The sequence below is a fragment of the Bdellovibrio sp. CKG001 genome (assembly GCF_055397465.1).
This window is the reverse complement of the sequence record NZ_AP029173.1, coordinates 2,264,010-2,288,672: the sequence shown is the minus strand read 5'-3', so window position 1 is coordinate 2,288,672 and position 24,663 is coordinate 2,264,010. Positions and strand designations below refer to the sequence as shown.

At 49.5% G+C, this 24,663-nt stretch carries 27 protein-coding genes; 14 read left to right on the top strand and 13 right to left on the bottom strand.

What is annotated here, in order from left to right; all coding sequences use genetic code 11:
• Nucleotides 1-32: 32 nt before the first annotated feature.
• The gene (locus tag ACZ50P_RS10900; protein ID WP_464131090.1) at nt 33-785 is read right to left on the bottom strand and encodes a ComEC/Rec2 family competence protein; all 753 of its coding nucleotides are present in this window, start codon (nt 783-785) and stop codon (nt 33-35) included.
• The gene (locus tag ACZ50P_RS10895) at nt 782-1,684 is read right to left on the bottom strand and encodes a ComEC/Rec2 family competence protein (protein WP_464131089.1); all 903 of its coding nucleotides are present in this window, start codon (nt 1,682-1,684) and stop codon (nt 782-784) included. Before ACZ50P_RS10895 ends, ACZ50P_RS10900 begins: the two co-directional genes overlap by 4 nt.
• Before the next feature lie 315 nt (nt 1,685-1,999).
• Here ACZ50P_RS10895 and ACZ50P_RS10890 point away from each other — a divergent pair, with 315 nt between their 5' ends.
• The 3 genes from ACZ50P_RS10890 to ACZ50P_RS10880 are packed head-to-tail and all read left to right on the top strand — an operon-like array spanning nt 2,000 to nt 5,177.
• Nucleotides 2,000-2,527, top strand: coding sequence for a tetratricopeptide repeat protein (locus tag ACZ50P_RS10890; protein WP_464120732.1), 528 nt, complete (start codon nt 2,000-2,002; stop codon nt 2,525-2,527).
• 25 nt (nt 2,528-2,552) lie between these two features.
• Nucleotides 2,553-4,208: a LysM peptidoglycan-binding domain-containing protein gene (locus tag ACZ50P_RS10885; RefSeq protein WP_464131087.1), complete on the top strand. Its 1,656-nt coding sequence runs from the start codon at nt 2,553-2,555 to the stop codon at nt 4,206-4,208.
• A 42-nt stretch (nt 4,209-4,250) separates the two neighbouring features.
• Nucleotides 4,251-5,177 carry a DNA-processing protein DprA gene (locus ACZ50P_RS10880; RefSeq protein ID WP_464131086.1) on the top strand — a complete coding sequence of 309 codons (927 nt, stop codon included), beginning with the start codon at nt 4,251-4,253 and terminating at the stop codon, nt 5,175-5,177.
• A 203-nt stretch (nt 5,178-5,380) separates the two neighbouring features.
• Here ACZ50P_RS10880 and lptF read toward each other — a convergent pair whose 3' ends face one another.
• Nucleotides 5,381-6,484: an LPS export ABC transporter permease LptF gene (gene lptF / locus ACZ50P_RS10875; protein ID WP_464131084.1), complete on the bottom strand. Its 1,104-nt coding sequence runs from the start codon at nt 6,482-6,484 to the stop codon at nt 5,381-5,383.
• Nucleotides 6,485-6,597: 113 nt separating this feature from the next.
• On the opposite strand from lptF, the gene ACZ50P_RS10870 reads away from it, so the two are divergent.
• From ACZ50P_RS10870 to ACZ50P_RS10850, 5 genes are all read left to right on the top strand, one after another.
• Nucleotides 6,598-7,632: an RNA methyltransferase gene (locus tag ACZ50P_RS10870; RefSeq protein ID WP_464131083.1), complete on the top strand. Its 1,035-nt coding sequence runs from the start codon at nt 6,598-6,600 to the stop codon at nt 7,630-7,632.
• 68 nt (nt 7,633-7,700) lie between these two features.
• Entirely contained in the window at nt 7,701-8,027 is a 327-nt protein-coding gene (gene trxA, locus ACZ50P_RS10865) for a thioredoxin (RefSeq protein ID WP_464120737.1), read from the top strand.
• A gap of 201 nt (nt 8,028-8,228) precedes the next feature.
• Nucleotides 8,229-8,900: a hypothetical protein gene (locus tag ACZ50P_RS10860; protein ID WP_464131082.1), complete on the top strand. Its 672-nt coding sequence runs from the start codon at nt 8,229-8,231 to the stop codon at nt 8,898-8,900.
• 107 nt (nt 8,901-9,007) lie between these two features.
• Nucleotides 9,008-9,697 carry a hypothetical protein gene (locus ACZ50P_RS10855; RefSeq protein WP_464131081.1) on the top strand — a complete coding sequence of 230 codons (690 nt, stop codon included), beginning with the start codon at nt 9,008-9,010 and terminating at the stop codon, nt 9,695-9,697.
• 21 nt (nt 9,698-9,718) lie between these two features.
• Nucleotides 9,719-10,360 (top strand): iron-containing redox enzyme family protein, encoded by a 642-nt coding sequence (locus ACZ50P_RS10850; RefSeq protein WP_464131079.1) that lies wholly within the window; start codon nt 9,719-9,721, stop codon nt 10,358-10,360.
• Between the two features lie 79 nt (nt 10,361-10,439).
• On the opposite strand, the gene ACZ50P_RS10845 is transcribed toward ACZ50P_RS10850, so the two are convergent.
• From ACZ50P_RS10845 to mreC, 6 genes are all read right to left on the bottom strand, one after another.
• Nucleotides 10,440-10,985, bottom strand: a complete 546-nt coding sequence (locus tag ACZ50P_RS10845; RefSeq protein ID WP_464131077.1) for a hypothetical protein — start codon at nt 10,983-10,985, stop codon at nt 10,440-10,442.
• 260 nt (nt 10,986-11,245) lie between these two features.
• Nucleotides 11,246-11,968: a lytic transglycosylase domain-containing protein gene (locus ACZ50P_RS10840; protein ID WP_464120742.1), complete on the bottom strand. Its 723-nt coding sequence runs from the start codon at nt 11,966-11,968 to the stop codon at nt 11,246-11,248.
• Between the two features lie 314 nt (nt 11,969-12,282).
• Nucleotides 12,283-13,407, bottom strand: a complete 1,125-nt coding sequence (gene rodA / locus ACZ50P_RS10835) for a rod shape-determining protein RodA (protein ID WP_464120743.1) — start codon at nt 13,405-13,407, stop codon at nt 12,283-12,285.
• A 2-nt stretch (nt 13,408-13,409) separates the two neighbouring features.
• A complete protein-coding gene (gene mrdA / locus ACZ50P_RS10830; protein ID WP_464131076.1) occupies nt 13,410-15,398 on the bottom strand; it encodes a penicillin-binding protein 2 in 1,989 nt (662 codons plus the stop codon).
• On the bottom strand, nt 15,395-15,931 hold the full coding sequence (locus tag ACZ50P_RS10825; protein WP_464120745.1) for a hypothetical protein: 537 nt from the start codon (nt 15,929-15,931) through the stop codon (nt 15,395-15,397). The genes mrdA and ACZ50P_RS10825 overlap by 4 nt, the downstream gene beginning before the upstream one ends.
• Nucleotides 15,928-16,905: a rod shape-determining protein MreC gene (gene mreC, locus ACZ50P_RS10820; protein WP_464120746.1), complete on the bottom strand. Its 978-nt coding sequence runs from the start codon at nt 16,903-16,905 to the stop codon at nt 15,928-15,930. Before mreC ends, ACZ50P_RS10825 begins: the two co-directional genes overlap by 4 nt.
• Before the next feature lie 177 nt (nt 16,906-17,082).
• Here mreC and ACZ50P_RS10815 point away from each other — a divergent pair, with 177 nt between their 5' ends.
• The 3 genes from ACZ50P_RS10815 (at nt 17,083) to ACZ50P_RS10805 (ending at nt 20,010) form a co-directional block, all read left to right on the top strand.
• The gene (locus ACZ50P_RS10815) at nt 17,083-18,123 is read left to right on the top strand and encodes a SurA N-terminal domain-containing protein (protein WP_464131075.1); all 1,041 of its coding nucleotides are present in this window, start codon (nt 17,083-17,085) and stop codon (nt 18,121-18,123) included.
• Entirely contained in the window at nt 18,124-18,747 is a 624-nt protein-coding gene (locus ACZ50P_RS10810; protein ID WP_464131073.1) for a hypothetical protein, read from the top strand.
• 183 nt (nt 18,748-18,930) lie between these two features.
• Nucleotides 18,931-20,010 (top strand): endonuclease/exonuclease/phosphatase family protein, encoded by a 1,080-nt coding sequence (locus ACZ50P_RS10805; protein ID WP_464131072.1) that lies wholly within the window; start codon nt 18,931-18,933, stop codon nt 20,008-20,010.
• A gap of 1 nt (nt 20,011) precedes the next feature.
• On the opposite strand, the gene ACZ50P_RS10800 is transcribed toward ACZ50P_RS10805, so the two are convergent.
• Genes ACZ50P_RS10800 through ACZ50P_RS10790 form a run of 3 tightly spaced genes read right to left on the bottom strand, consistent with a single transcriptional unit; the run spans nt 20,012 to nt 21,693 of the window.
• On the bottom strand, nt 20,012-20,701 hold the full coding sequence (locus ACZ50P_RS10800; protein ID WP_464120750.1) for a substrate-binding periplasmic protein: 690 nt from the start codon (nt 20,699-20,701) through the stop codon (nt 20,012-20,014).
• Nucleotides 20,702-20,722: 21 nt separating this feature from the next.
• A complete protein-coding gene (locus ACZ50P_RS10795) occupies nt 20,723-21,127 on the bottom strand; it encodes a cytidine deaminase (RefSeq protein ID WP_464120751.1) in 405 nt (134 codons plus the stop codon).
• On the bottom strand, nt 21,124-21,693 hold the full coding sequence (locus ACZ50P_RS10790) for a Maf family protein (protein ID WP_464131071.1): 570 nt from the start codon (nt 21,691-21,693) through the stop codon (nt 21,124-21,126). The genes ACZ50P_RS10795 and ACZ50P_RS10790 overlap by 4 nt, the downstream gene beginning before the upstream one ends.
• A gap of 149 nt (nt 21,694-21,842) precedes the next feature.
• Here ACZ50P_RS10790 and folE2 point away from each other — a divergent pair, with 149 nt between their 5' ends.
• Nucleotides 21,843-22,757 (top strand): GTP cyclohydrolase FolE2, encoded by a 915-nt coding sequence (gene folE2 / locus ACZ50P_RS10785; protein ID WP_464131069.1) that lies wholly within the window; start codon nt 21,843-21,845, stop codon nt 22,755-22,757.
• A gap of 108 nt (nt 22,758-22,865) precedes the next feature.
• Complete coding sequence (locus ACZ50P_RS10780) at nt 22,866-23,363, top strand: Fur family transcriptional regulator (protein WP_464120754.1); 498 nt, start codon at nt 22,866-22,868, stop codon at nt 23,361-23,363.
• Between the two features lie 51 nt (nt 23,364-23,414).
• Here ACZ50P_RS10780 and ACZ50P_RS10775 read toward each other — a convergent pair whose 3' ends face one another.
• Nucleotides 23,415-23,945, bottom strand: a complete 531-nt coding sequence (locus ACZ50P_RS10775) for a hypothetical protein (protein WP_464131067.1) — start codon at nt 23,943-23,945, stop codon at nt 23,415-23,417.
• A 101-nt stretch (nt 23,946-24,046) separates the two neighbouring features.
• On the opposite strand from ACZ50P_RS10775, the gene ACZ50P_RS10770 reads away from it, so the two are divergent.
• On the top strand, nt 24,047-24,628 hold the full coding sequence (locus ACZ50P_RS10770; RefSeq protein ID WP_464131065.1) for a TetR/AcrR family transcriptional regulator: 582 nt from the start codon (nt 24,047-24,049) through the stop codon (nt 24,626-24,628).
• Nucleotides 24,629-24,663 lie beyond the last annotated feature (35 nt).

Here is a 24,663-nt window from a genome sequence, read left to right as displayed (position 1 = left end):
CAAACCCGCATCCCACAAAGATGCGGGTTTTTTTATTTTCCCACGGCAGTCTGGGATTCGCCCCCTTCAATCCAGATATGACCCCAGTCCTCGGTGCGCAGAAAAGGCAGACGATGCTGGCGGAGGCGTTTAAGGACCTGAGGGTGTGGGTGCTTGTAGCGGGCCCAGCGGGCCGAGCCGATGGCCAGGCGTACGTTCGGGAGGCTTGCGAGGAGCCTCTCCGAGGTGCTGGTGCGACTGCCATGGTGACCCAGGATTAAAACCCGGGATTTGCGCACCCAGGGACGCTGGCTCCACAGGGCTTCTTGCCGCTGGGGGGAGTCGCCAGGGATCAGAATATTTTGGTGCAGCAGAACATGGCTGCGAGCATTGCTGTCTTTTTCTTGCGTTGAGGACGTCCAGATTCTTAGTTCCGAAGCAGGGGAAAGGCAGGGGCTGATGTCTGCAAGTAAAGATTTTTTGTATTTGGATGTCTTCCCGACAGGGGGCAATGCCAGGCAGCGCCGGGGCAGTGTCCGGTCCAAAGCGGGTTTGGCAAGAGCGCCGATGTGATCCCAATCCCAGTGCGATAAATGGATCTCGTTATCTTTGTTGCCGCAAATCTGTCGCAGCCTTTTCCAGGGGAAGAATTCACCACCCATGTCAAAGTGCTGGCAGCGTTCCGGCGTGATTTGCGTCAGCCACTGACCTTGTCCGACATTCCAAATCACGAAGTAGGGCCGCGTGAAAAAGTCCTGCACAGGTGTGGCGCTGAGAGTGATCAGAATAAATATCAAGAGGCTCACCGGGAGTCCCGCCCTTGCCAGAGGCGCAAACGCAGAAAATGCATGAAGACGTGCCAGAATAAAATCCACAACCACAAAATTTCAATCCGGGGCAGGGTTCCTTTATTCAAGAGGATGGGCTCTGCGAGAATTGCCAGGGAATCTTTGAAAAACAACATGAGATGATCAAAGGTCCCCACCAGCGCTGGAATGAGGGTGGCCAGAAAAGCCAGGGGCAGCAACAGATAAGAAACCACCGGGGCCAGAATCAGGTTGTACACCAAACTTAAAGGATGAAGGCTTCCCAGCCCCCACAAAGGGGCGCACATAAACAGGAAGATGCAAATTTGCGACAGAAAAACCCGCCCCACTCCTGTGCGAACCCGCAGTAAAGAAGGCCAGCACAAAGCCAGGGCCGCACACCAGCTCATCACCAGAGACAAAGAATTCCACCAATCCGGAAATAAAATCAGCGTCAGAAGTCCTGTGATCAAAACCGTCAAATCCGCCGGAAAATACCAGCGGCGATGTTGTAAAAAACTGCGCGTGAAAAGCCCCAGCAGGGCGCGCACGGCGGGCGCCTGCCAACCCACCGCAAGGGAATACAGCGCCAGAAAGATGAATCTTACAAAGAGTGGAATTCGCAGAATGCCTAAGAGTTCATCAAGCAAAATCAGATGAGATCCGGAAATAACAAAGATGTGAATCAGTGAAGTTCGCTGCAGATTTTTTTGCAATTCAGGGTCTGTGATTTTTTCTCCACATAGAAGTGAGGAAAGCGACTGCTGTTCCTGTGAATTCCTCGGCAGAAGTCGAACACACTTTTGTTGAAAACTCTGCGACAGATGTGACGTGTTAATCAGCAAAGTGGGTGGGCAAGCGATGCTTAAGCAAAAAGCAAGGGCAGCAAGAATGATCATGGTTCTAGGCACTTAGCAAATTTCATAACGCGCTGGATTTCTAAAATAGTCTGTCATTGGGTCCGTGCGTCTTCGGGGGTCGGATTTTAAGATCTGAAATTCAAACGCATAATTACACGGCAATAATGTGGTTTATTCTAATAAAAACATAGGTTTATGTCATGCTTACGTTTCAAGCAAATCGCTGAAACCCTTGAAAATAAATAGGTCTAAGGTCTAGGATTACAATAACTCAACATTTTATGTGGATAACTCCTGCTTGTTTGCACTTCTCAAGGCGTGTCATACTAAGGAAAGATCAAGAGGTGTCGAGAGATGAAGCAACTTAGACTATTAGCAGCAACGGTCCTTTTAAGCCTGCCTTTGGTGTCCACAGCAAAGACGGTGGATGCAAGCTCCAAGACAAAAAATCGCGACTTGGCTCAGGAAGCTCTTCTGGTGGAGCTGACAGGGAAGGACCTTTCGAAAGAAAGTGACATCACTCTGTATGCTGAAATGGTAAGCGCTTATGACGGCAATGATGAAATCGCTTTAAAAAGCCGTCTGCAAAGCCTTCTCAGTCGATTCCCACAAAGTGCCTATGCTGACAATGCTCTTTTCTTAGCCGGGCGTATGGCCGTGGATAACGCCAACTATGCACAGGCGATCAAGTATTTCTCTCAGATTGAAAAGCAGTATCCTCGAAGCAACAAAGTCGCGGCGGCCAAGTATGCCAAGGCTATGACCTACAAGAAAATGAATCTGCCGGAATTTGCACGCAAGGCGCTGGCAGAAGTGCGCGCGAAGTACCCGGGCAGCCCAGAATCGTTCCGCGCGGACGCTGAGCTGAAAGTTCTGAAGTAATTCTCACGGCAAGGATGCAAGAGTGATGAACAAGAAGTTCTCTTTAATGATGGCACTGATCCTGACGGCGCTTGTGGCGAAAGCTCAGGACAATCCCCCGGATGCAACCTGGGAGTCAGATCCTTTGGATGTTCTGGAAAGTCAGCAAAAAGAAGCAGTGGAACCCACTGTGCCTGAGTTTCAGGAAATCCCCGAGGACGGTGCGGCCGCTCCTGCGCCTCCAGCCCCCGAAGTGGCGGCACCTGAAAACAGTTTTGAAGAAGTGTCACCGGGGACTCCGGCCGAGGTGGCGCCACCACCGCCGGCCACTGTCGAGTCCTCTCCAGCCCCGGTTCCGAGTCTTGAAACGACCTCTGTTGGGTCTGAGCCGGATTACTCGCGTGAGGCGGAATTCCATCGTATTTACAAGAGCTACAATGAGCAGCCGACGTCTGTTGAGCTTTGGGAAAAAGCTGTGGGGGCCCGTGAATCTGAAATTTACCAGGTTCAAAAGGGCGACACGCTTTGGGGAATTTCCACCACCTTCTTTGGTGATCCGAACTTCTGGCCTAAAATTTGGTCTTTGAACAACGGGGCTATCGCCAATCCGCACGAGATCGACCCGTTGATGAACATTCAATTCTTCCCGGGGACGGCCGATGAAGCGCCGACGCTGGATCTTGCAGACGCAGGCGCAGTGGCCAAGGATGTCACGGCTCCGGCGACCGTCACGGATGTCAGTAAGTCTGCGGTCGGAGCCAGCATTCCGCGCCCCAAGAAAAGAGCGCCTCTGCTGAAAAGTCTTCCTGACAGTCTACCGCAGTATCGCATGGGAGTTTTGAAGGATGCCAAGGTGGAGCTTCAGGTGGAGCTTCCCAAGAACCAGTTCCCGACAGCGCCGGAATATTTGGAGTACTACATGACAGATGCTCCGATTGCGGGAGTGGGGCGTGTGACTTCGACGGAAATGGATATGAAAACCGCCGGTGAGTACCAGTTCATCTATGTGCAGTTGGACGACGCCAGTAGCAAGGAATTTGTCGCGCAGAAAAATCTGACGAAAGTGGCTGACCCGCAGGTGAAAAACCGCGAAGGTCAAATGGTGGAACTGCAAGGGCAGATCGAGATTCTTGAAAAAGTAAATGATCAGCAAAACATCTATCGTGCGATCGTGAAAAAATCCCTGCAGCCGATCGAAGTCGGGGCGTTGTTGACGCCCGGACGCCTGCCGATGATCGACCCGTCTTCTTCGGATCTGACTTCGGGTGTGGGGGCTAAAATTATCGGCGGTCAGTTTGATCGCAAGCGCAATATCTTTGGTAACAACACATTGGTGTTCTTGGATGGCGGTTCCGGACAGGGCCTGCAGGAAGGTCAGTCGTTGGCGATTTTTGCCGACGAACGTGTGCGTAACAAGAAGAGCCAGGCCGTCATGAATGATCGGGTGATCGGAACGGTGAAGATTGTGCGTGTGTCTCCGAACTTTGCCACCGGATATGTGGTGAAAGCCTCTGACAATGTGGTTGTCGGGGATTATGTTGGAAGGCCTGTCACCCAGGCGATGAATTCCACTCCGGTGGTTGAAGCTCCGGCCAAAGTGGATTCGGACTTTGAAAAAGAATTTGATGAAATGCCAGCAGACACTCCGGAGGCCACACCGGCGCCGGAGACCGGATCTGAAGATTCTGATTTGGACTTTTAAGGACATCACAAAGGGCTCTGCAGATTGCAGGGCCCTTTGTGTATGAACGATCTTTATTCTTTATCACAGATTATTAAGAACCATCCGGCCTATGCTGTGGCCCGGGATGAAATCCACCTGATGTATCAGATGCTGGCGCGGGAGGGGCGTTTGCAGGCCCCCGAAGTGATGGTGGCAGTTCGCGATCGATGGCCCGAGTTGCATGAAGCTCTGCTGAAGAATCATTCCTTATTTAAAAGACATTGCGAAGAAACCTTGAAGCTTCAGATGCAGGGGGTGCAGTTCGTGGTTTATGGTGAAGTGCTTTATCCCTCTATGTGTTATCGCATGTCGGATCCGCCGTTAACTTTGAGTTATATCGGCGCCCCGGCATGGCTGAATGAAAGGACTCTTTCCGTCGTGGGCAGCCGGGAGCCTGCGGCGGATTCCTTGTTGTGGATGGAAAAAGAACTGGCTGCCTTTTGTGACCAGGTGAAGCCTTGCATCGTCAGTGGCGGGGCGCGGGGAGTTGATCAAAAGGCGCACAGTGTGGCCCTGCGCAAAGGATGCACCACGGTCATCGTGCTGCCGTCAGGATTGGGTGAAATCTATCCCTCATCTTTACGCGAGTGGGTGTCTCTTGTGACAGAGCAGGGCGGTTGCTTCTTAAGTGAATATGACCATCAGCAAAGAATGCACAAGCATCTCTTCCATCATCGCAATCGCCTGATTGCCGCCCTAGGACAGGCAAGCTTGTTGGTAGAGGCCAGACGACGAAGTGGAACTCTGATCACTGCGTCCCAAGCGCTGCAGTTGGGGAGACCGGTGTGGGTTGTTCCAGGGCATCCTTTGGATCCGCACTTTTTGGGCGGTTTGGATTTGTTGTTGGACGGTGCGCAGATGGTCCGCGATGCTCAAGATTTACTCATGTTTTTCGGCGCAGAAAATAATGAGGCACAAATGTCCCCAGTAGGGGTAGCAGCATTATAGAATCATCGCACTACCTGTAGTGGGTATCATAAGTTATGAAAATGCTTGGGAAAAAAATGAAAGCTTGTGAAAAAACCTTTTGCAAGCTCTGCATATTGCCCCTACCATTTGAGTTAAGGGAGGGGCGATGTGGTCAGGGACGACCGTGGTAGTAAGGATGCTACTGCATCGCTCTATTTTTAGTCCGCACACCTTGTTCTAGCTTAGTTCCAATTTCTTCTTAAAGTTTCCGCACCTAAAAATGCAAAGATCACATTCGGTGTCCAAATCGCCAATGCTGCTGGCAGTGAGCCGCTGCGAGCGGCCCCTTCGGCGGCGACATACAAAATCCAATAGAAGATGATGATACCAATACACATGATCATGCCACCGGCTTTGGCGGCTCGACGATTTGTCGTGGTGCCCAGGCCTACACCTATCATCGCAAAGACAATGCACAGAACAGAGATCGCCCAGCGCTTGTGATATTCAGTTTGCAGAGTGCGCAGCAGCTCTTGGTCCTCGATGTTTTCCTTCAGGCGATTGCGAACCTCCTGCAGAGTCAAAGAGGGCGGGGATTTGGCTTTTTCTTCCAGATTCAAAGGTTCTGAAAAGCGCACGTCATAGTTGTCAAAGCTGATTTTGGTGTGGGTTTGGGCCTGACGGTGAATTTCGCCCTGATTCAGGCGCAGCAGGATTTCATGTCCCGGGCGTTCGGGATCAGGAACGATCTCTCCTGCCTTGGCGATAATAGTCAGCGGGACGTCGCCACTTTTTTCGTCGTAGATGAAGACTTTCTTCAACAGGCCCTTGTCGGTGTTCACCTCGTTGGCATAGATGACCATGTCAAAGAACCCCTCTGAAAAGGTGCCCTCTTTAATCACGGCCGCCGCTTTGGTGTTGGCCAAGCGAGAGTACAGCACCTCGAACTGACGATTTCCCCAAGGGGCGATGTTAAAGGACATTTGGGCCGAGATAATGCCCACTAAAGTTGCCAGTATCAGAGCAGGAAGAAGCAAGGTGCCCATGGGAAGACCGCTGGCTTTCATGGCGACTATTTCAGAGTCCTGACTAAGACGGCCATAAGTTAAAAGCACCGAAAACAGCAAGGCCATGGGGAATAGGATTGGCAGCATCGAGATGACGACATAGCCAATGATCTCGGCAATGGTTTTCAGGGCCACGCCATGCACCAGCGCAAACTCGGTCAGACGCAACACCTGAAACATGAGGATGATTGATATAAATACCAAAAGCCCCAAAATAAAACTGGGAAGCATTTCAAAGAAGATGTACTGCGCGGCTTTTTTTCCGTTAAAGATGCTCAAAAGTGGTCTCCGTGTTGTCCCTATTCTAGACTGCCCCAAGGACGACGTCATCGCGTCCATTGTCCAGAAGAAGCCTTATTGACCCTTTAGAATCCTTATCTGACAATAGGGACATGAACAAGATTCTTTTGGTTTATGAGGATTATGCGGACCTGATGTCGGTTGAAGGCACTTTAAAAAAAGTGGGATTCGACGTGATAGGTCTTACCAGCGAATATTCCGTGGCAGAACAAATGCTGGCATTCAATCCGGATCTTGTTGTTGGTGCCGGTAAGGGCGCCAAGGTCAGCTCTTTGGGGGTTGGTAAGCGCCTCAAAGAAATGGCCCGCTGGCAGGGGAAGTCCCTTCTGATCTTCCCTGCGAACTTCAAGCCGAACCCACAGGATCTGATCAAGATCCGTGTGGACATGGTTTTGGAGTCTCCGGTTCCGCCCTTACGCCTGGTGCAGGTGATCGGGCGCATGTTGGGGCATGATGAAGCCTTATTGTTGGATCGTCTGAACAAGGCGATGCATGTGGAAAGCCCGCAGAAGTCAGCCACGACTGTTTCTGGTAAGTACTCCCCGGAAGGGGAAGCAATCTATGTCAAAGGCACAACCCCGGAAGAGTCTGCCGACAGTGCTTCTTTGCGCACTGAAAGAGTTCATGAAGATTCTGAAGAAGGGGCATTAAGTAGCGAAGAGCAGGGTGAAAAGATCGCCTTCCGCTTTGGTGATCGGATGCAGGCGGCGGACTCTGAACGGTCTGTTGCCGAATCTTCCGAAAGTGCTTTTCCTGATGTGGATATGAAGGCCTTCGAACGAGAACTGTTCGGGGGCGGTGTGCCTGCGGTGGAAAGAGTTGAGGAAACAACACCTCAAGTGGTGGATGAGGTTTTGTCGGGAGCATCTTCCGAAACCGAGGAGAGCCTGGCAGATGTCAGCGTGAGGGCGCTGGAAAGTCTGAAGAAAGCTGAAATTGGTCTGTCAGAGAAGATCAATAAATATGCAAAAATGGTTGAAGATGTGAAGGTCGCTCCGAAAAGCACGGTGTCCCGAGTTGAAGCACGTCGTCGCCAAAAGACCCTAGAAGAGTCTTGGGATAGGGAAAACATTAGTGAAATTGATAAGTTAAGACAGGAATTTACAAAAGCCCTCTTTAAAAAGTAATTGATCCTCGTCGGCCTTGACGATAGAGTTTTCGGGATCACATTTAGTTTAGATAATGGAGGCCATTCATGGGCACATTTACAAAGGCAGTTACCGATACATCTTTTGACGCTGAAGTTCTTAACTCTACTACGCCAGTCCTTGTTGATTTCTGGGCTGAGTGGTGTGGACCTTGCCGTGCCTTGGCTCCAAAGCTGGAAGAAGTGGCTCAAGAGTTGGGTGCGAAAGTAAAGATCGTTAAAGTGAACGTGGATGAAAACCCAAGTGTTCCTGGCAAATACGGCATTCGCGGTATTCCTGCGATGTTGTTGTTCAAAGGTGGCAGTGAAGTGGGGCAGTTGGTAGGCAACCACCCTAAAGACGCCATTCTTGAGTTCTTGAACAAGAACGTTTAGTTCTTTACCTCAAGCAAAAGATGAAATTTTGCAAAGAGACCTCACCTGAGGTCTCTTTTTTTATTTCTTGGGTTCTTGTTTAGTAACATGAGAAGTTTGTAAGGATTGCGTTCTAAGCGGGCAAAAATTTCTTTGAATTGGACATTAGTTAGCACCTTTAATATGATTTCGCTGTATCTTTTTGAGGCAATTGAGGACGTGATGCAGTTAGATTCTTTGGTGGATGGCAATCTTGATGAAATTTTGAGCCGAGAGTTCAAAACAATCTCTGAGGATATCTGTCGTATGTTGGCGACAGAGGGGAAGTCGATAGTACCATATCTACCGGGGTTGCCTTATTACTCCAAGTTGCCAACGGCAGGTAAGAAGCAAGTTGTCGAGACGCTCCGTTTTTATCAAGAGCTCTGTCACTCTCAGTTGGCTGAAGGCTATCGCATCAACGACAGTCTTTCGTTTACATGGCGTGCCTTCCGAAGATTGGGGCTGGTGCCGCGTGCCGAACTGTTCAGTCACATGGTAGATGAAGATATCGTGGAGATATACTCTGAAGATCATATTCAGCTGTTCAGAAATTTCACATTTTTTGATTTCTGTTCGTACACTTTGGAAGAGCTTCACACAAATGAATGGTGGGCGCTTTTCGAAAGAGACGAAGAAATCACTACAAAGATCATCGAAGAGGTGCGAAAGGTTTTTTCTGAAGAGGTTCGAGAAACCTTCGCTCCGGATATTCCGAAGCATGTGCTGCGAGAGATTCGCTCCGCAGAAAGACTGTGTCAATCTATGGAAATTCGTCGCATGAGTCCGCTTTATCGAAATAGAAAAGTGGCCGCAGTAATTGTGCTCGAAAAAGTTGAAATGTTACAAAACTGAAAAACTCAAAATAATTCAAGTTCTCAATTTCAAATGTACTGCTTTGATAAACACCATTAAGTTAACCACAGAGATTCCGAAAGAACACCCCATGCAAGGAGAAGAGCATGGGGAATTTCAAATACCATTTGTTTAATCCCAGAGAATTAAATTCTGAAACGGCAATGCTGAGCAATAAAATCTATGAGGCTTGGTGTGCGGTCTACAGCGAGGTCTTGGGTGCTGTTAATGAGCCCTTGAACGCCGACGATTTTCATCGCAATGACATCATTGTGTGTATTACTGACGGCGATAAAGACGATAGAATCGTGGGTTTTCATTTATACAGTGTGTTCGATTTGCGTTCGAAGGCCCATTTGGATCATCACTACATGAAGGCTTTTGACGAAGTCACTCTATCCCGCTTTCGCCAGCGTGGAATCACAACCCTGATGAGTATGGAATATCTGACAGTGTTGCCGGAATACCGTTCCCGCAACACCGACGTAAACTGGTCCGAAATTATCATTGCACTAGGCAGCCGAGTGATGGACGTATCACCCGGCTGGGATGCCGTGATAGGGACGGGGCGTAAGGATTTACATGTTCGCAGGAAGGCGGCCCATAGTGGTCTTGAATACTTTGGCGATGTGATGAAGATGAACTATGTGTGCGAAATTTTGCTGGCGCAGAAGGGGCGTATTACAAGGTTTGAAGATCCCAAGACGGCCGCCCTGGTAGATAGTCTTTGGGCGGAAAAAAACTGCCATATCCCGTTCCTGAATCAAGAAACCAAATACAACAAGAAAGCGGCTTAATTGCTGCGGAAGAGGCCTGTTATGAAAACGAATGTTTCCGATGAGCTCAATTTCCTCATGCAAGAGTGTAAAAATAAAATCGATAACTTTCCGTGGCACGACCGAGCCTGTTATTCGGCCTGGGTGGCGCAGACATACTACTTTGTCAGTCACTCCACGCGCTTGCTGGCGCTGTCAGCGGCCCGCACACCCTTGGAGTCGCAGGAGTATCATTTGCGTTTTCTTGCCCACACCGCTGAGGAAAAAGGCCATGAGAAGCTTCTGGTGAATGATATGAAGGGTTTGGGCAGTAAGATGTCTGATTGGCCCGAGATGGCTGCGGCCTCGGCGATGTATCAAACCCAGTACTATCATATTGAGCACTCTTCACCGATGGCATTCTTCGGCTACATCCTGGCTCTGGAGGCGCTGGCCGCGCGTTTTGGTGCTGAGATCGGAAAGAAAGTGGAGACCAGTTTCGGACCTAAAGCAGCCCATTTTCTGCGTGTCCATGCAGAGGAGGATATTGGTCACGTGGAAGAGGCCATGGAAAAGATCAATCATCTGCCACCGGATCAGCAACAGCTGGTTTTAAGCAATCTGCGCCAGTCCCTGACATACTATATTCAGATGTTGGATGAATGTGTGGCTTACGGGCGCAGTCGTTCCCGGTCTGCGGCGTAAAAGGATTTTTAAAAACAAAAAAAAGCCCTTCTTTTTCGGGAAGGGCTTTTTAGATTCCAAGATCAGAGGTTTGGGAGATCTACTTTACTGTCGCTGTGTAGATATCGCAAATGTTGCCCTGGAGCAAAGAGCCGCCACGGTAGATGGTGGCATCCAGAACATTTTCACCTTTCAGGGCCTCTTGACGGATTCTTTCGCAATCACTTTCGTAGTTTTTGCAGATGCCAGCGTCTTCTTTGTTTTCACAAACCCAGAAAAGACTTTTCACTTTTTGGCCGACAATTTTTACGTTCTCAAGTTCGGAGTGCAGTTCAACGTTGCAGATGATCTTGGCGCGACCGTTGTTGTCGATCTCGCTGGACCAGCTGTAAGTGAATTTTTTGTATTCCAATTCCAAAGCGCGTTTGGAGGCGATGTCCTTTTTGCGGGCATCGATGCTTTCAATGAACTTCTCGCAGCGTTCGCCCAGTTCCTGAGTTGTGCCCTTACGCGACCACTGGAGTACGCGTTTGGAGGGTTTGCCGAAGATACAGCGGTCGCCGGCTTCGTTACAGCCAACGCCGGTATAGTAGGGGGCCGCATGCGCGATGCTTCCCAACATCAACAATGAAAGTAGTGCTATCATTTTCTTTTTCATAAAGTGTTTTGTTCGAAAGTCTTCTGGGAACTATCCCCAAAAAAGCCTGCGATCTCCTTATGCTGGACTGCTTTGCGAAACTTATTCCAATCTGACGGGTGGTTTAAAGCGAGATTAGCCCATCTATGATGTATAAATTCCTGCAATAGGGACGAGCTTGGGCGTCTGTCAAAATTCTGAACAGCCGCAAAAGATACAGGCCCCGGGAGCTTCCCGGGGCCTGTGCAAGGATCATCATTTACCGATTTTTAGAACGCGGCGATGCGCTGGTGAGTAGTTTCAGAAGAGTTCATCTTTGCATACAGTTCGCCATAGTTTTTCATGACGCGAGAATTGTATTCCGCAGGTTTGACGTTCTTCGCCAGAAGACGGCGCACATTCGTGGGGCCCATGTTATAGGCGCTGACATACTTCATGGCCTTGTTGTTGAACTTGCCACGCAGATAGTTCATGTACGCCAGACCAATCTTGATGTTGGCTCCGGGGCTTTGCAAAGTCTTTTTGCCATTCCAGGGAAGATCAAATTTTTTAGCGATCCATTCAGCCGTATCGGGCTTGATCTGCATCAGACCGATCTCACCGTGGCGGCCGACTACCAGTGGATTGAATTTACTTTCCGTTTTAATTACAGCTAGGACGAACACCGGGTCCAATTTATATTTGGCACTTTCGGCAATCACCGTGCGGGCAATGGCGCGGGCCTGGTATTTGAATTTTGGTGGAAGCTGGCTTTGAACCTTCTGATAGATGGCTTCATTTAACGCCTGTTGGCCCTCCAGTGCCTGAGCGTCGCTGCCAGTATAGTCGCGACCCAGAAGCTCTTTGGCGTGAGCGATGCGGGAGGCTTCGTTCACGCTTTCTATAGCAGGCACTTCATGGTGCCAGCTGGAGAAAGAGAAGTTGTTAAATAGAACCGACGTGAGCGAAGCGGTGACAAAGGCGATTCCGATTTTGAGATGTTTCGTTTTCATATCCGCGTCCTCCTGTTACAGAGGAATAGTTCAAGGGTCGTGCCGAGAAGCTAAGTGCATGGAATGAATCAGGTCTTGGAATGAATCAGGTGTCAGGTGCGATGAATTTGAAATGGGAACGGGGGGTGTCAATCAAAGTATGAACACTGTCTGATCAGTGGTTAGTCGATATGGGATGAATTCTTACTCTGAGACACTCGGGATAAGACACCGCAAATTGCGATGAAACCAAGGATAAAAAGGCTTGATTGAGGAAATAAAAAAAGCGCTGAGTTGTCGGCTCAGCGCTTGATGATTTGCATCTAAAAACGATTCTAGAACAGATAGCGGCGGTACGCCACACTCGATATCAGGCCCAGCCCCGCCATGGTGGTCAGCATGCTAGATCCTCCGTAGGACAGCAGTGGCAGCGGAACCCCCACAATAGGAAGTAAACCGATAACCATTCCGATATTCACAAACATGTGCCAGAAGATGTAACACAGAACTCCGACGGTCAGAAGAGCTCCGAATTTATCCCGGGCATTGGAGGCAATGCGGATTCCCGTGATGAACAAGAAGCAGAATAAACCGATCACTGCGATCGAGCCGACAAAGCCGTGCTCTTCGCTCAGTACAGAATAAATAAAGTCGGTGTGACGTTCAGGCAGGAATTCCAGTTGGGACTGAGTCCCTTTCATAAAGCCTTTCCCAAAGAAGCGGCCCGAGCCCACGGCAATTTTGGATTGGATGCTGTTATATCCGGTTCCGCGCGGATCGCTGGTCGGGGACAGGAACGTCAATACACGGTTTTTCTGATAATCGTGCAGAACAAACTTCCAGGCAATCGGAATGGCAATAATGCCCAACGCGATGATGGTGGCCAGAATGGATTTTCGGATCTTCGCAAAAATCATCATGGATCCGCCGATGGCTGCCAACATCATCGCCGTTCCCAAGTCAGGCTGTTCAACGACCAAGCCAAAAGGGATCAGCAGGGCAATCAATGGCAGAGCCAATTCTTTTAATCCCATACCGCTGCCAAATGTCGAACGGGTGGAAAGGATTTTGGCCATAACCATAATCAATGCCAGCTTCATGGTCTCTGACGGTTGGTAGCGGAAGAACCCCAGATCAATCCAGCGTTGCGCCCCCAAAGCAACCTTACCGAAGAAGGTCACATAAAGAATGGCCCCCAGATTCAGGAAGTAGGCGATGGCGGCAATTCGCATCACGACGGAATAATCTACGATCGTCACAACCAGGAAGACCGTCCAGCCGACGATCAGCCACATGATTTGTGAAATAAACAGCGAGGCCACGTCCTGAGTCGTCGGGCCGTGGGTGGCACTCCAAAGATTGATCAGACCAATCACGTTCAAAGCCAGAATGACGATGATCAGGTTGATATCTAACTTTTTGAAGAGAGTTCTTTCTTCTACATGCAAAGAGGTAAACACTCTTATTCTCCTTCAACAGTTTCTGGCGCAGCCACCGGAGCCTGTGCTCGTTTGCCGCCCTTGGCTTTTAATGCCGCTTCGATCACCTCAGGGTGATATTTTTGGAAATAGGCCTGAACAATATCGCGAACAATCGGTGCGGCTCCGGTGCTTCCATGACAGGAGTGCTCCGCCAAAGCCGCAATGGTGATTTCCGGGTTGTCTGCCGGTGCAAACGCAATGTACCAGCCGTGGTGACGCATATGAATCGGACGGCCTTCACACTTTGCATAGATCTGGTCGGCCGAAAATCCCATGACCTGGGCCGTACCGGTTTTACCCGCCATCTGCACGCCAGGAACTTTCCAGTGCTTTGCTGTTCCGCGATCACCGTTGGCCACGCGTCTGAGGCCTTCTTTGACGGTCTTAAAGGTCTCTGGCGAAATGTGCACACCATTGGGTTGAGTCTGTTGCAGATCACGAACCACCTGCGGGAAGTTTTCACGCAGAACTTTCCCGTCCTGATCTATGATTTTTCTGAGCAGGAAGGGTTTAACCACCTTTCCTTCTGTGCCGATGGCATTGTAAGCAATCGCCATGGAAAGTGGGGTGACGTTCACAAAGCCCTGACCAATCGCCGTGGAAAGGTTTTCCCCGGGTTGCCATTCTTCACCAACAGTGGCCTTCTTCCATGCTGAATTCGGCATGGTGCCGGACACTTCACGGGAAAGCTCAATGCCGGTTTTCTGTCCGATACCCAATAGACTGATGTAGTCGAACATCTTATCAACACCCAGCGCGATACCCATCTTATAGAAAAACACGTTCGAAGATCTTTCCAGAGCTTCAAAGATTGTGATGTTACCGTGACCGCCTTTTAAGTGGTCATGATAAGGACGACGGCCAAAATAAAACACACCCGGCGCAGAAACAATCGTGGTCGGGGTGATCACTTTTTCCTGCAGTGCAGGGACTGCCACCAAAGGTTTGAACGTCGATCCCGGGGCATTGTGATCCTGGATAACTTTATTACGCAAAGGTTTGAACGGGTCGTTGATCAGTTTGGACCACGTCTGGGCGGAGATACCGGTTGAGAACTCATTGGGATCAAAGGATGGAGTGCTGACCCAGGCCAGGATCTCTCCATTGGTTTTCATGGCCACGACGGCACCGATACGATTTAAGTTCATGAACGACTTAAAGGCCGCTTCCTGGATATCACGGTCAATCGTCAGAATCGCATTGTTCCCGTGAACCGGGATCATGTCCTTGATCTGCTCGCCGTAAATATTCGGCGTTTGCGTCACAGCCTCCCGACCGTGGGCATCGACCTGAATAAAGCTGACGCCGTCAGATCCCCGGATGTCTTTTTCCAGAGTTTCTTCCAGTCCACTTTTCCCGATAATGTCGCCCTGATCAAACTTCAGTACACCTTTGTATTGCTCATTCAGAATCGGCAACTGACGTTTGGAGATCTCTCCCACATAACCAAAGAGCTGGGCTCCGTTGTCACGCAAAGGATAGAAACGCACGATGGATTCACGAATCTCCAGCCCCGGAGTGTCCAGGCGCATGCGCTTCAGACGGAAGACCTCTTCGCGGCTGAGATTTTCTTTCAGACGAATTTGCGCAAACGGACCGTTCTGGCGGCGGCTTTTTTGAACCTTCAAAACGACTTTTTCAGGTTCCATGCTCAAAACCGGGCCGACGGTTTTTGCCAGCTCATCCAGGTTCTCAATATACTGAGGCGACAAGATGGCCTCAAAGCCCGGCAGATTTTCCACCAGCACTTTGCCGTCACGATCCAGCATCAGTCCGCGGGGAGCGGTGATTTTGTTTTGTTTGATGCGGTTTTTTTCCGAGAACTCGCGCAGCTCATTTCCAGAAATAATCTGCAGATACCACAGGCGCATTGTGAAAATGGTCAGGGCAAAACCGATAGCGATATAAAAGATCTTATACCGGCTCTGATACTCTTTTGCCTCGTCCGGATTACTGACGTAGGTACTCATAGCTCCAATCCTCCGGGCTCATGCATTAATTCGTCCTGTGTGATCTTGTCGATCTTGGCCAGCAGCCAGTACATCGGGAACGCGAAAGAAGGAGTCAGAACAATTTGTACCAGTCGGTCTACAATCTCAAAGCTTGCAGGGTTCTTCTCTATCACCATCGAAGTAAAGAAATAAATCAGGTGATAAGCCACGGCAGAGAAGGCACACATAATCGTATAATATCCTGAGCCGGACCAAAAGACGCGTGTTTTGATTCCATAGACCAAGGTAAAGAGAATGATGAGACTGATCCACATCATCTTCAACGGCATGGCCGTAAATGTGAGCAAAATGAAGCCCATGGCGTAAATCGTGAAGATCGCCGGGAATGGTTTACGATAAAGGATCACATATACAATCAGATTCAGCCACAGCAGGGGGGAAGGGACATTCCCGAAAAGCTGAAACCAAAATGTGGTCTGAAAGCCGGCCAACAGCATCAGCACGGCAAAGAAAACCAAAAAATTCAGAAGGACGTTCCAGCGGATTTTCACTGTCTCTTCTCCTGAGGTTTAGGTGTGGCCACGGGAGCAGGGCTGGCCGCTGGAGCGGTGGGGGCTGGCGTGGGCGAGGCCACGGTTTCTGCAGAGGCACCGGATTCGGTGCCTTCGGCGGATTTAGGCGCATACTTATCGCCAAAGTCCTCGTTGTTTCCTTGAGAAATAATAAAGACCTCTTCCACTTTGTAAGGGTCCACAACCGGGCGCAGATCCACTTTCAAGGAGACACTAAAAGTCTTCTTTTCGACGGATTCAACCACAGCCACGGGGAAACCTTTAGGGAAGATGTTGTCCAGACCTCCGGTGACAACCAGGTCGCCTTCCTGTACATCTTCAGTTCTTTCCACGTATTTCAATTGCAGGGTGCTGCTGTACTGGCTTTTGCCTTCGACAATCCCGTGGGCGCGGGTTCTTTGTACAATCCCGTCAACAACCGCATAGCGGTCAGTGATCAGCATGACATGGGAGGTGAAAGTGTCTGGCTTAAAGATATAACCCAGAACGCCGCCGGTGGTGATGACGGCCTGACCGGCCTTCAATCCGTCCTTAGTTCCCTTGTTGATGGTGATGGTGTTGTGGTCGATCACCAGATCACGTCCAATCACTTGTGCTGCGATCAGGGACATCTTGGTTTGTTCTTTGAATGCCAAAAGTCCGCGCAGGCGGTCGTTTTCGATCAAAAGCTCGTTCATTTTCTCCAGACGGGCCTGCAGCTCGTTGTTGGTGCTGGTCAATTGCTCGCTGTGCTTTTTAATGTTGATCAGATCCAGATACATGGCCGTGGTGCCTTTGACGCCGGAACTAAAGCCGTAGAAGGTCTCTGACACTGCACTTCCAAGAAGGCTGAAGGGCTTGGCCAACCAGTTGGATTCCTGCGGACGCTGCTGCATGTTGATAGAAATAAGCGGCAATGCCAAAACAATCCCTATCATCACAAGTTTCTTGAGATCAAAGTTGAAGAAATTCAAAACCGGTTCCTCTTTGTTGCAATATGGATGGGGACGGTTTTTTAGTGCGTCCCTGTCTAATATTTCCAACGCTAGTCAAAAGCTTCAGGGAATTCAACAATTTCCCCTTGAAAAAAAATAAAAATAGTTGGGTAATGAATCGGCGTTTTTGAAGTTCGTTTCAGGAAGGATGAAGTTATGAGCGACAGTATGGCAGATAAGTTGAAGAGAAAACTCTCCACAAAGAGCATCACGGCGATGGTGGTTTTCGGAGCTATCATTATGGTTTTTGTCTTCTTCGGCATGCCCGGCCAAATGGGTGCGGGAATTGGTTCCGTTGCGCGTGTGAATAACACGTTGATCTCTGTGGCGGACTTCCAAAATGAAGAAAACCGTATCCAACAGTATTACCAAAACCTGTTTGGAAGTCAGATGGACTTTAGCTCTCAGCGTCAACTTTTGCGCCAGCAAGCTTTGGAAAACCTGGTTCGCATGGAACTGGTGTCTCAAGCTGCTGAAAAGAACGGCATTCTGGCGACAGATGCAGAAGTTCGTGACTTTATCGTGAAGGACATCCCTTTCTTCCAGCAAAATGGTCAGTTCCAGAGGGAATTCTATTCCCGTTACCTGGAGTCCACACGCTCCACTCCAGGCAACTTTGAGAGCAAAGTGCGCAAGGACATTGCCAATGTGCGCGTGCGTTCTTTGTTTGAACTGGTGACCCAGCCAACGTCAGTGGAGTTGAAGAAGCTTCAGGATATCCGTGGTTCCAAAATCAATGTCACTTTTGTGAAGATTGATTCCGAAGCTGTCAGCAAAGCGATGACCAAAGAAAAAGCGGAAGCTGCCATCAAGGCTTTGGATGAAGCCTTGATAAAAGGTGACGAAGCTGCAGTTAACGCGCAGTTAAAAGAACTGAAGGCGACATGGGAAGAAACAGGTCTTGTTTCCCTGGACTCCGAGACCTTCCCTAAGATCACAAGCTCTGTGGCAACGGAAGCGGTTTTTGAGCTGACAAAAGCACAGCCTCTTTTGAAACGTTTGGTTCGTGACGGCAATGCGAAATACGTCTTGAAGTTGAAAGAATCGAAAATGGAAGAAGTTAAAACGGCCCTTGAACCAATGTCTGTTGAAATGCTTCAAAAACGCCGCGGCGACGGCATGTTTGAGGCTTGGATCAATCAGTTCCGCTCCAAATCTCACGTGACCATGAACACTCAGGCGTTGCAGTTGAACTAAATGCTGCAATTCGTAAGAGAGATTCCCATTCGAATCGTCTTGCAAGAAACCCCGTCCGCTCGACGGGGTTTCTTATTTCATCTGGCGGCAGGATTTTCGCGCCAGGATGGACAGCTTGATCCCTTGTCGGGGATGAGTGTGAACCTGATGCACGTCGATAGCTGGTTGGCTGAGGTGAAAGCTCAGGCCGAGCAGAATCCTTGTTCTGATTTGCATGGTTGGCTGCTAGCAATCCGGTCAGAACTTTCAGGCAAAGCGACCTCTCAAGGGGCCCAGTTGTGCAGTTTGGTGGTGCGTGAGGAGCGTGGCTGGAGTTTGTCCTGGAGTCAGCAGGATGATCCTTCTGGAATTCGCTGGACCTTTTCTCACTACCTGGAGATGTTGCCTTTGACGGGGAGTTTTGAGCTTCTGAGAGTGAGTTTAACCTGGCTTCGTCCCTCTTCTTGTGATGCGGATCTGCCGCATGAAGGCTTTAAGATCATGAAGTCGCTGCAAAACACATCGGGTTTGCAAGAACTGCTGGAAAAGCTCAAGCCCTTTAAGGGGACGACACTGTCCTCGGGATGTCTGTTGGAGGACATTCGCATTCATCTTTGTTCTCAGGACATTCTTTTGACTTTGTAATGCGGCCTTGGGGTCGCAGTGTCGTTTGGTCAGTTCAGATCATCAATGACAATGCAAGGCTCGGTGTCGATCTTTTAGACGCTCTTAGGGGCTTATCCGGGCCCTGGTGTTTTTTGGGTGGGCACTGGGTTTGCTTTGAAATATGTGGATTCCTTTAATTGAAGTCTACCAAACGAGGGTTGTATGAAACTGAAAGCATGGATTCTGGGAAGCGCCTTGGTGATGTCCGTTCAGGCTTTTGCGGAAAGCTACTGGGCTCCAGATCCTCGTCCGCCGCGCTTTTGTTTGCAGAACTTCAATGCCTACGGCCCTATCTATGCCAAGGATATTGAAGGCCGCACCGAGCGTATGACCGGTTTATTGCAAGCCATCCCCAAGTGTGAGGTGGTTCATTTGCAGGAAGTCTGGAACGAGCCGCAGATCGATCTGATCGAAAGAAATCTTAAAAGACAATACAGCATCAGTGCCCCGAACCGCGACTCTCGCATTGGTGTGATGTCCCTGTTTATGGGGGATATTAAGGGTACACAGACTCAGGCCTTTGATGTGAACAATGAAGGTGGGGTCCTGGATTCTGTGCGCGAGGCTTTAAATGTGCGCAAGGCCTTTCATGTGGTGAAGGCTGGGTTCTTCGGGATTGATGAGGATTTTTATTTCATCAACACGCACTTGCATCCGTCGTCTCCGGCCGTGCGGGTGACGCAAGTTCTGGATATTTTGAAGTGGCGCTTGCAGCATCAGGATATGAAAATGCTTTTGTCAGGTGATTTTAATGCCAATGTTGGCAGCTTGGAGCGGGCGTTGGTGCTGGCAACGTTAGGCACCCGCGATGCGATGGAAGACGCCATGGGCGGCTATCCCAAGAAAGGATACTGCACTTATTGTGCGGGGAATCCACGGGGCTGGATGCTGACGGATCAGGTTTTTGACTATATCTTTTATTCCAATATCGGTGAATCCTCCACGACCTTGCGCGTGGAATCCGGAGAAGTAAACATGCGCGGGACCCAGCGCGAGCCTCTTTCGGATCACTATGGTGTGCGTGTGCAGTTTTCTGTAGACCCGAATCGTTCTTCCACGAACGAATTAGGATTGGAGCTTCGCAAGTCTTATGCTTTGCAGAATCTGGCAAAAGCGGAGCGCCTGCTTGCGCAGCAGGAGGAGCCTGAATTCCGTCCTTACGTGCAGCTGTTGAAGGAGCTGCAAAGTCAGCTTCAGGGGAAGTCCGGAGAGTTTTATCGTTACTTTGTAAACTTCCGCTAAATCAAGGTGAAGGGACGCGCGCATTGATCTTTTGCACGTCCTTGTTTAACCGGGATTTTTTTGAAATACCGAAAACACCGAAGTCTTCGATGATCGGCCGACCCACACGCTTGAAGGATTTCAGCGGGATGCCTTCCTGTTGAGCATAGAAGGCCAGGACGTCCGTGTTGCAGACGAACAGTTGAATCTCTCCGGTGTACAGCTTACGCAATCCCTGGGCGACACTTTGCACCTCCACTTTGCGGCTTTTGGGGGCCTTCAGGTAGCTTCCCAGAGGTTCCCCGTATTCGTAACCCAGAACATAACCGATACTGTAGTAGCGCAAGTCCTGAGGTGTTTCCCAGCGCAGCTGTGATAAATACTGGTTGCTGGCCAGTGTCCACAGAGCTTCTTCTGTTTTGATCACTTGTTTTGTGTAAGTCAGATAGGTTTTTTTCGGGTCCACTTGCATCGGGCCGATAATATCCACGGCCCCGTTCTCTGCTTCTTTGAGGGCCCGCTTCCAGGGGATGATTTTAACGTCCAGATCCGATTCTTTGATGGCAAGCATTTTCGCCAGCAGAGGCAGGGCAGTCCCTTTCGGGACCCCATTTTCCTCATAGATAAAGGGCGGATAAGGGTCCGAGGCAAAGCGAACTTTTTGGGCCTCAGCAGATAAGGAAAAAAGAAATATCACCCAAAGCAGTGGCATGTCTTTTCCCCTTTTGCGTCCCTAATCAAGATGTTTTGGTGTGAAAGCTTCCGGGAAAATCTCCGGGAACTGGAATGATTTCACCTTACCTTGAAGATTTGCGGTATGAATAATTGTGTGTTCATTGGCAAACTCTGCAATCACCTGGCGGCAGAATCCGCAAGGTGGCCAGGGCTTTTCTGCATCACTGACAACCAAAATTTCCTTGATCAGTTTTTGTGCGCCTTCGCTGACCGCTTTGAAGATGGCCACACGCTCGGCACAGACCGTCCCGCCGTAGGACGCATTTTCCACATTGCAGCCTGTGAAAATCTGGCCATCGCCCATCAGGACGGAGGCCCCGATCAGTGCGCCAGAGTAGGGGGCGTGAGCTTTACGTTGAACTTGGCAGGCGGCTTCAAAAAGTTTTTTCTGTGTTTCATTCATAGATCTAGATTCTCTAATATTTTGTTCAGGGCGATCAAGGGCAATCCTTGAATGGCAGTGAAATCCTGGCTTTCGATTTTATCAAACAGCATGATTCCGTGTTTTTCAATTTTATAACTTCCGGCGCAGTCAATGGGATTGTCCAGGCTGACATACTTTTCAATCTGCTCGCGGGACATTTTCTTCATGTGCATGCGCGTGATGTCCGTGTAGGGAATCTTTTTGTCACCGTCGTAAATGCAGATGGCGGTGATTAATTCATGAGTTTTTCCCTGCATGCTCATCAGTTGTTCAACGGCCTTCTCAGCGGTGTGGGCCTTGCCGATAATGCGGCCTTCGAAGGACACCAGTTGGTCTCCGCCAATCACAACCGCGTCGTGCGTTTGCAGGCTGGCGGCTTTCAGATCCGCCAGTTTTTCTGCCAGAGCCTGCGGTGCCAGGGCCGGGTCTTTTTCTTTATCTTCGTCGATCAGAGGGGCCTGGGCCGTGTAAGCGTAAGCCAAACGAGAAAGAAGTTCTTGGCGGTATTTCGATGTACTTGCGAGGATCAGTTGCTTTTTTGGCATAGGGCTCAATATATCCGTTCTTGCTGGCAGCGGCACCACTTTAACCTCACTCTTGCGGCGCATCTGGTTGAAAAAGCTTCGTGAATGGCAAAATTCAGAGCCATTTGCAGGAAATTGCGCTAAGAAGGGGGTGAATTGGATATAAGCTTATGACGAAACAAACTCTTCCTGACGTAGCCAAAGAAACTCATGCTGAACGATTTGCCCCGATTGACTGGGTGGGGATGGGGGCTATTGAGCTTCCGGTGATCCTGAAACAGGCCGATGGCCCGTATCGTATTCCGGCACGAGTCGACGCCAAAGTCAGTCTGGATAAAAAGCCTTCCCGTGGCATTCACATGTCGCGATTGTATTTGCTGTCCCAGGAAATGATGACCAAGTCTGATTTGACTCTGGGGCTTCTGGGGCAGGTGACGTCCGAGTTTCTGCGCACTCACGAGGATCTTTCCACGCGGGCGCTGGTTCAGGTGCAGTTCGAGGCTCCATTGGTGCGCAAGGCCTTAAAAAGTAATAACCAGGCTTGGCGCTCTTATCCGGTGGTTCTGTCAGCGTTCAATGAAGAGGGTAAAATCAGCTACTTTGCGGAAGTGATCGTGACTTATTCCAGCACTTGCCCGGCTTCGGCGGCTTTGTCCCGTCAGTTGATTCAGGATGGTTTCAAGCAGCAGTTTTCCAATGATCAGACTTTGGATTTCGATATTGTGCATGCGTGGTTGGGAACTCCGCAGGGGATTGTGGCGACTCCACATGCTCAGCGCAGTTTTGCCCGCGTGAAGGCTGAAGTCGGTCCGGACTTCCATTACGGTGACTTGATCGACGTGGTGGAGGAGGCTTTGCAAACGGCAGTGCAAGGGGCCGTGAAGCGTGAAGACGAGCAGGAGTTTGCTCTTCGTAACGGCCAGAACCTGATGTTCTGTGAGGACGCGGCTCGTCGGGTGAAGGATGCCTTGGACGGGAAGCCTGCGATCTTGGACTATGTGGCTGAATTCAGCCATGTGGAAAGCCTGCACCCACATAATGCGGTTTCTCACATTTCTAAGGGTTTGAAATTACGTAGTTTTTAGTTTCCACAGAAAAAGCAAGGTTAGCGCAAATCAATTGATAATGATTCTTGATTATGTGGACTTATCTGAAGGGCTCCCCTATAACTAGGGGCCTGAGGTGACCATATTATGGGTAAAGATTCTGTTCCATTCCTTCCGCGCCAACACGACGACGACATCATTGTTCACTCTGAGGAGTTCGACGAGGGGGAGCTGAAGCGCATCATTCGCGCCTTGAACCTCAAGGTCACCAGCCAACGTATGGCGATTTTAAAGGCCCTGCATGAAGGGCGTCGCCACGTCACAGCTCAAGAGCTTTACGAAAAACTCAATAAAGAACATCCAGATATTGGTTTTGCTACTGTGTACCGCTTCCTGCGCACTCTGACTGAAGGGTCTTTCGTGACGGAAGTGCGTATGGGTGGCTTGCCGGCGCGCTATGAGCTGACCCCGAAAGGTCACCACGATCACTTGACTTGCGTGAAGTGCGGAAAGATCTGCGAATTTGAAAACAAAGCGATCGAAGGTCTTCAGGAAAAAGTTGCTAATCAATTTGGCTTCAAACTGACTCATCATATTCTTGAGCTGTATGGGGTGTGTCCTGCTTGTCAGGCTAAGAACCTGTAACCTGATAAGGCGGATCCGACACAAGGTCGGATCCGAATGCTTGTTTCTGATTTAGAATTGATATCCCAAATGGACCGTCGGGAAGAACTGCACGCGCTCTTGGTTGTACTCTTTGTTGTTTATCTTAAAGGTCACGTCGTTTAGCAGGTAGTTGATCCCGATCCACGGTTGAATATAAAAGCCTTCATTGCCAAAGCGATATCCAGCTTGAACTCCAACAGAGCCGACGGATTCTTGTTGCTCCTCGTGTGACACTTTTTCTGTAGCATAAAGATTGTTGATCCCGCCAGAGATGCCTGCGAAGAATCCATCCGGCTGGTCTCCGGTATAATTCAACTTAAATCCATATCCATCGAACTTGGTATCAAAGTCTTTATTTGCTTCAACATCATCCGGCACATCCATGGCAAATACGCCAAGATCCAGAACCAGGCCTGTCTGTCCCAGTTCTTTGCTTACATGCACGGAATAACCTTTAAAGAAATAGGCGATCGGATCGACCTCCACCATCCAGCCTGATCCTTTTGCGAGAGCAGGTTGAGCGAGGGTGATGACAGCGATGAGGCACAATAATTTTTTCATAGAGTCTCCTTTTTTAAATTAATCTAATGCCGTTAGATTAATAATCTAACGGCATTAGATTAATATTGCAAGAGGGAATCTTGATGTGATACAAAGAGCGTATGGGCAGGCCTAAAAAGAAAGATCAGATCGATAAAGACTATATTTTGGCTAAAATAGAAAAGACCATGGTCAAGGCGCATTGGCATGAGCTGAGCATTGCTGGAATTGCAAAGAAGGTCGGGGTCAAGTCTCCCTCTATTTATCATTATTTCTCCGGACTCGAAGGTTTGCGCAATGAACTCTCCATGAAGGCCACCATTGAATTTGCCGAGGTTTTGGCAGAATCCTTGGTGTCAGTCCCACAGGAGCAGAAGCTCAGGGTCTTTTTTGAAACGTACCGGGCGTTCTCGAAAGAGAATCCATTCAAGTTCGAATGTGTTCAGTTTGGCATTGCTTCTCAGAACAAGGAGTTGCTGCAGAAGGCCTATAAAATCGTCCAACTGGCGACCGAGGCCAGTGATCTCAAAACACCAGACCGAAGTCTGGAGGAGATCATACATAAGGTTCGCATTATTCGCTGTCTGCTCAATGGCTTTATTGACCTGGAATCCAATGGGGGATTCCAGCTCGAACAGTCGAGTGATGAAACGTTCGAATATTTGATTCGATCCGCAAAAGCCATTTTGGAATTAAAATATTAACGGTCACGGTCAGTTTTCTTAAGTCTTGTTTTGGA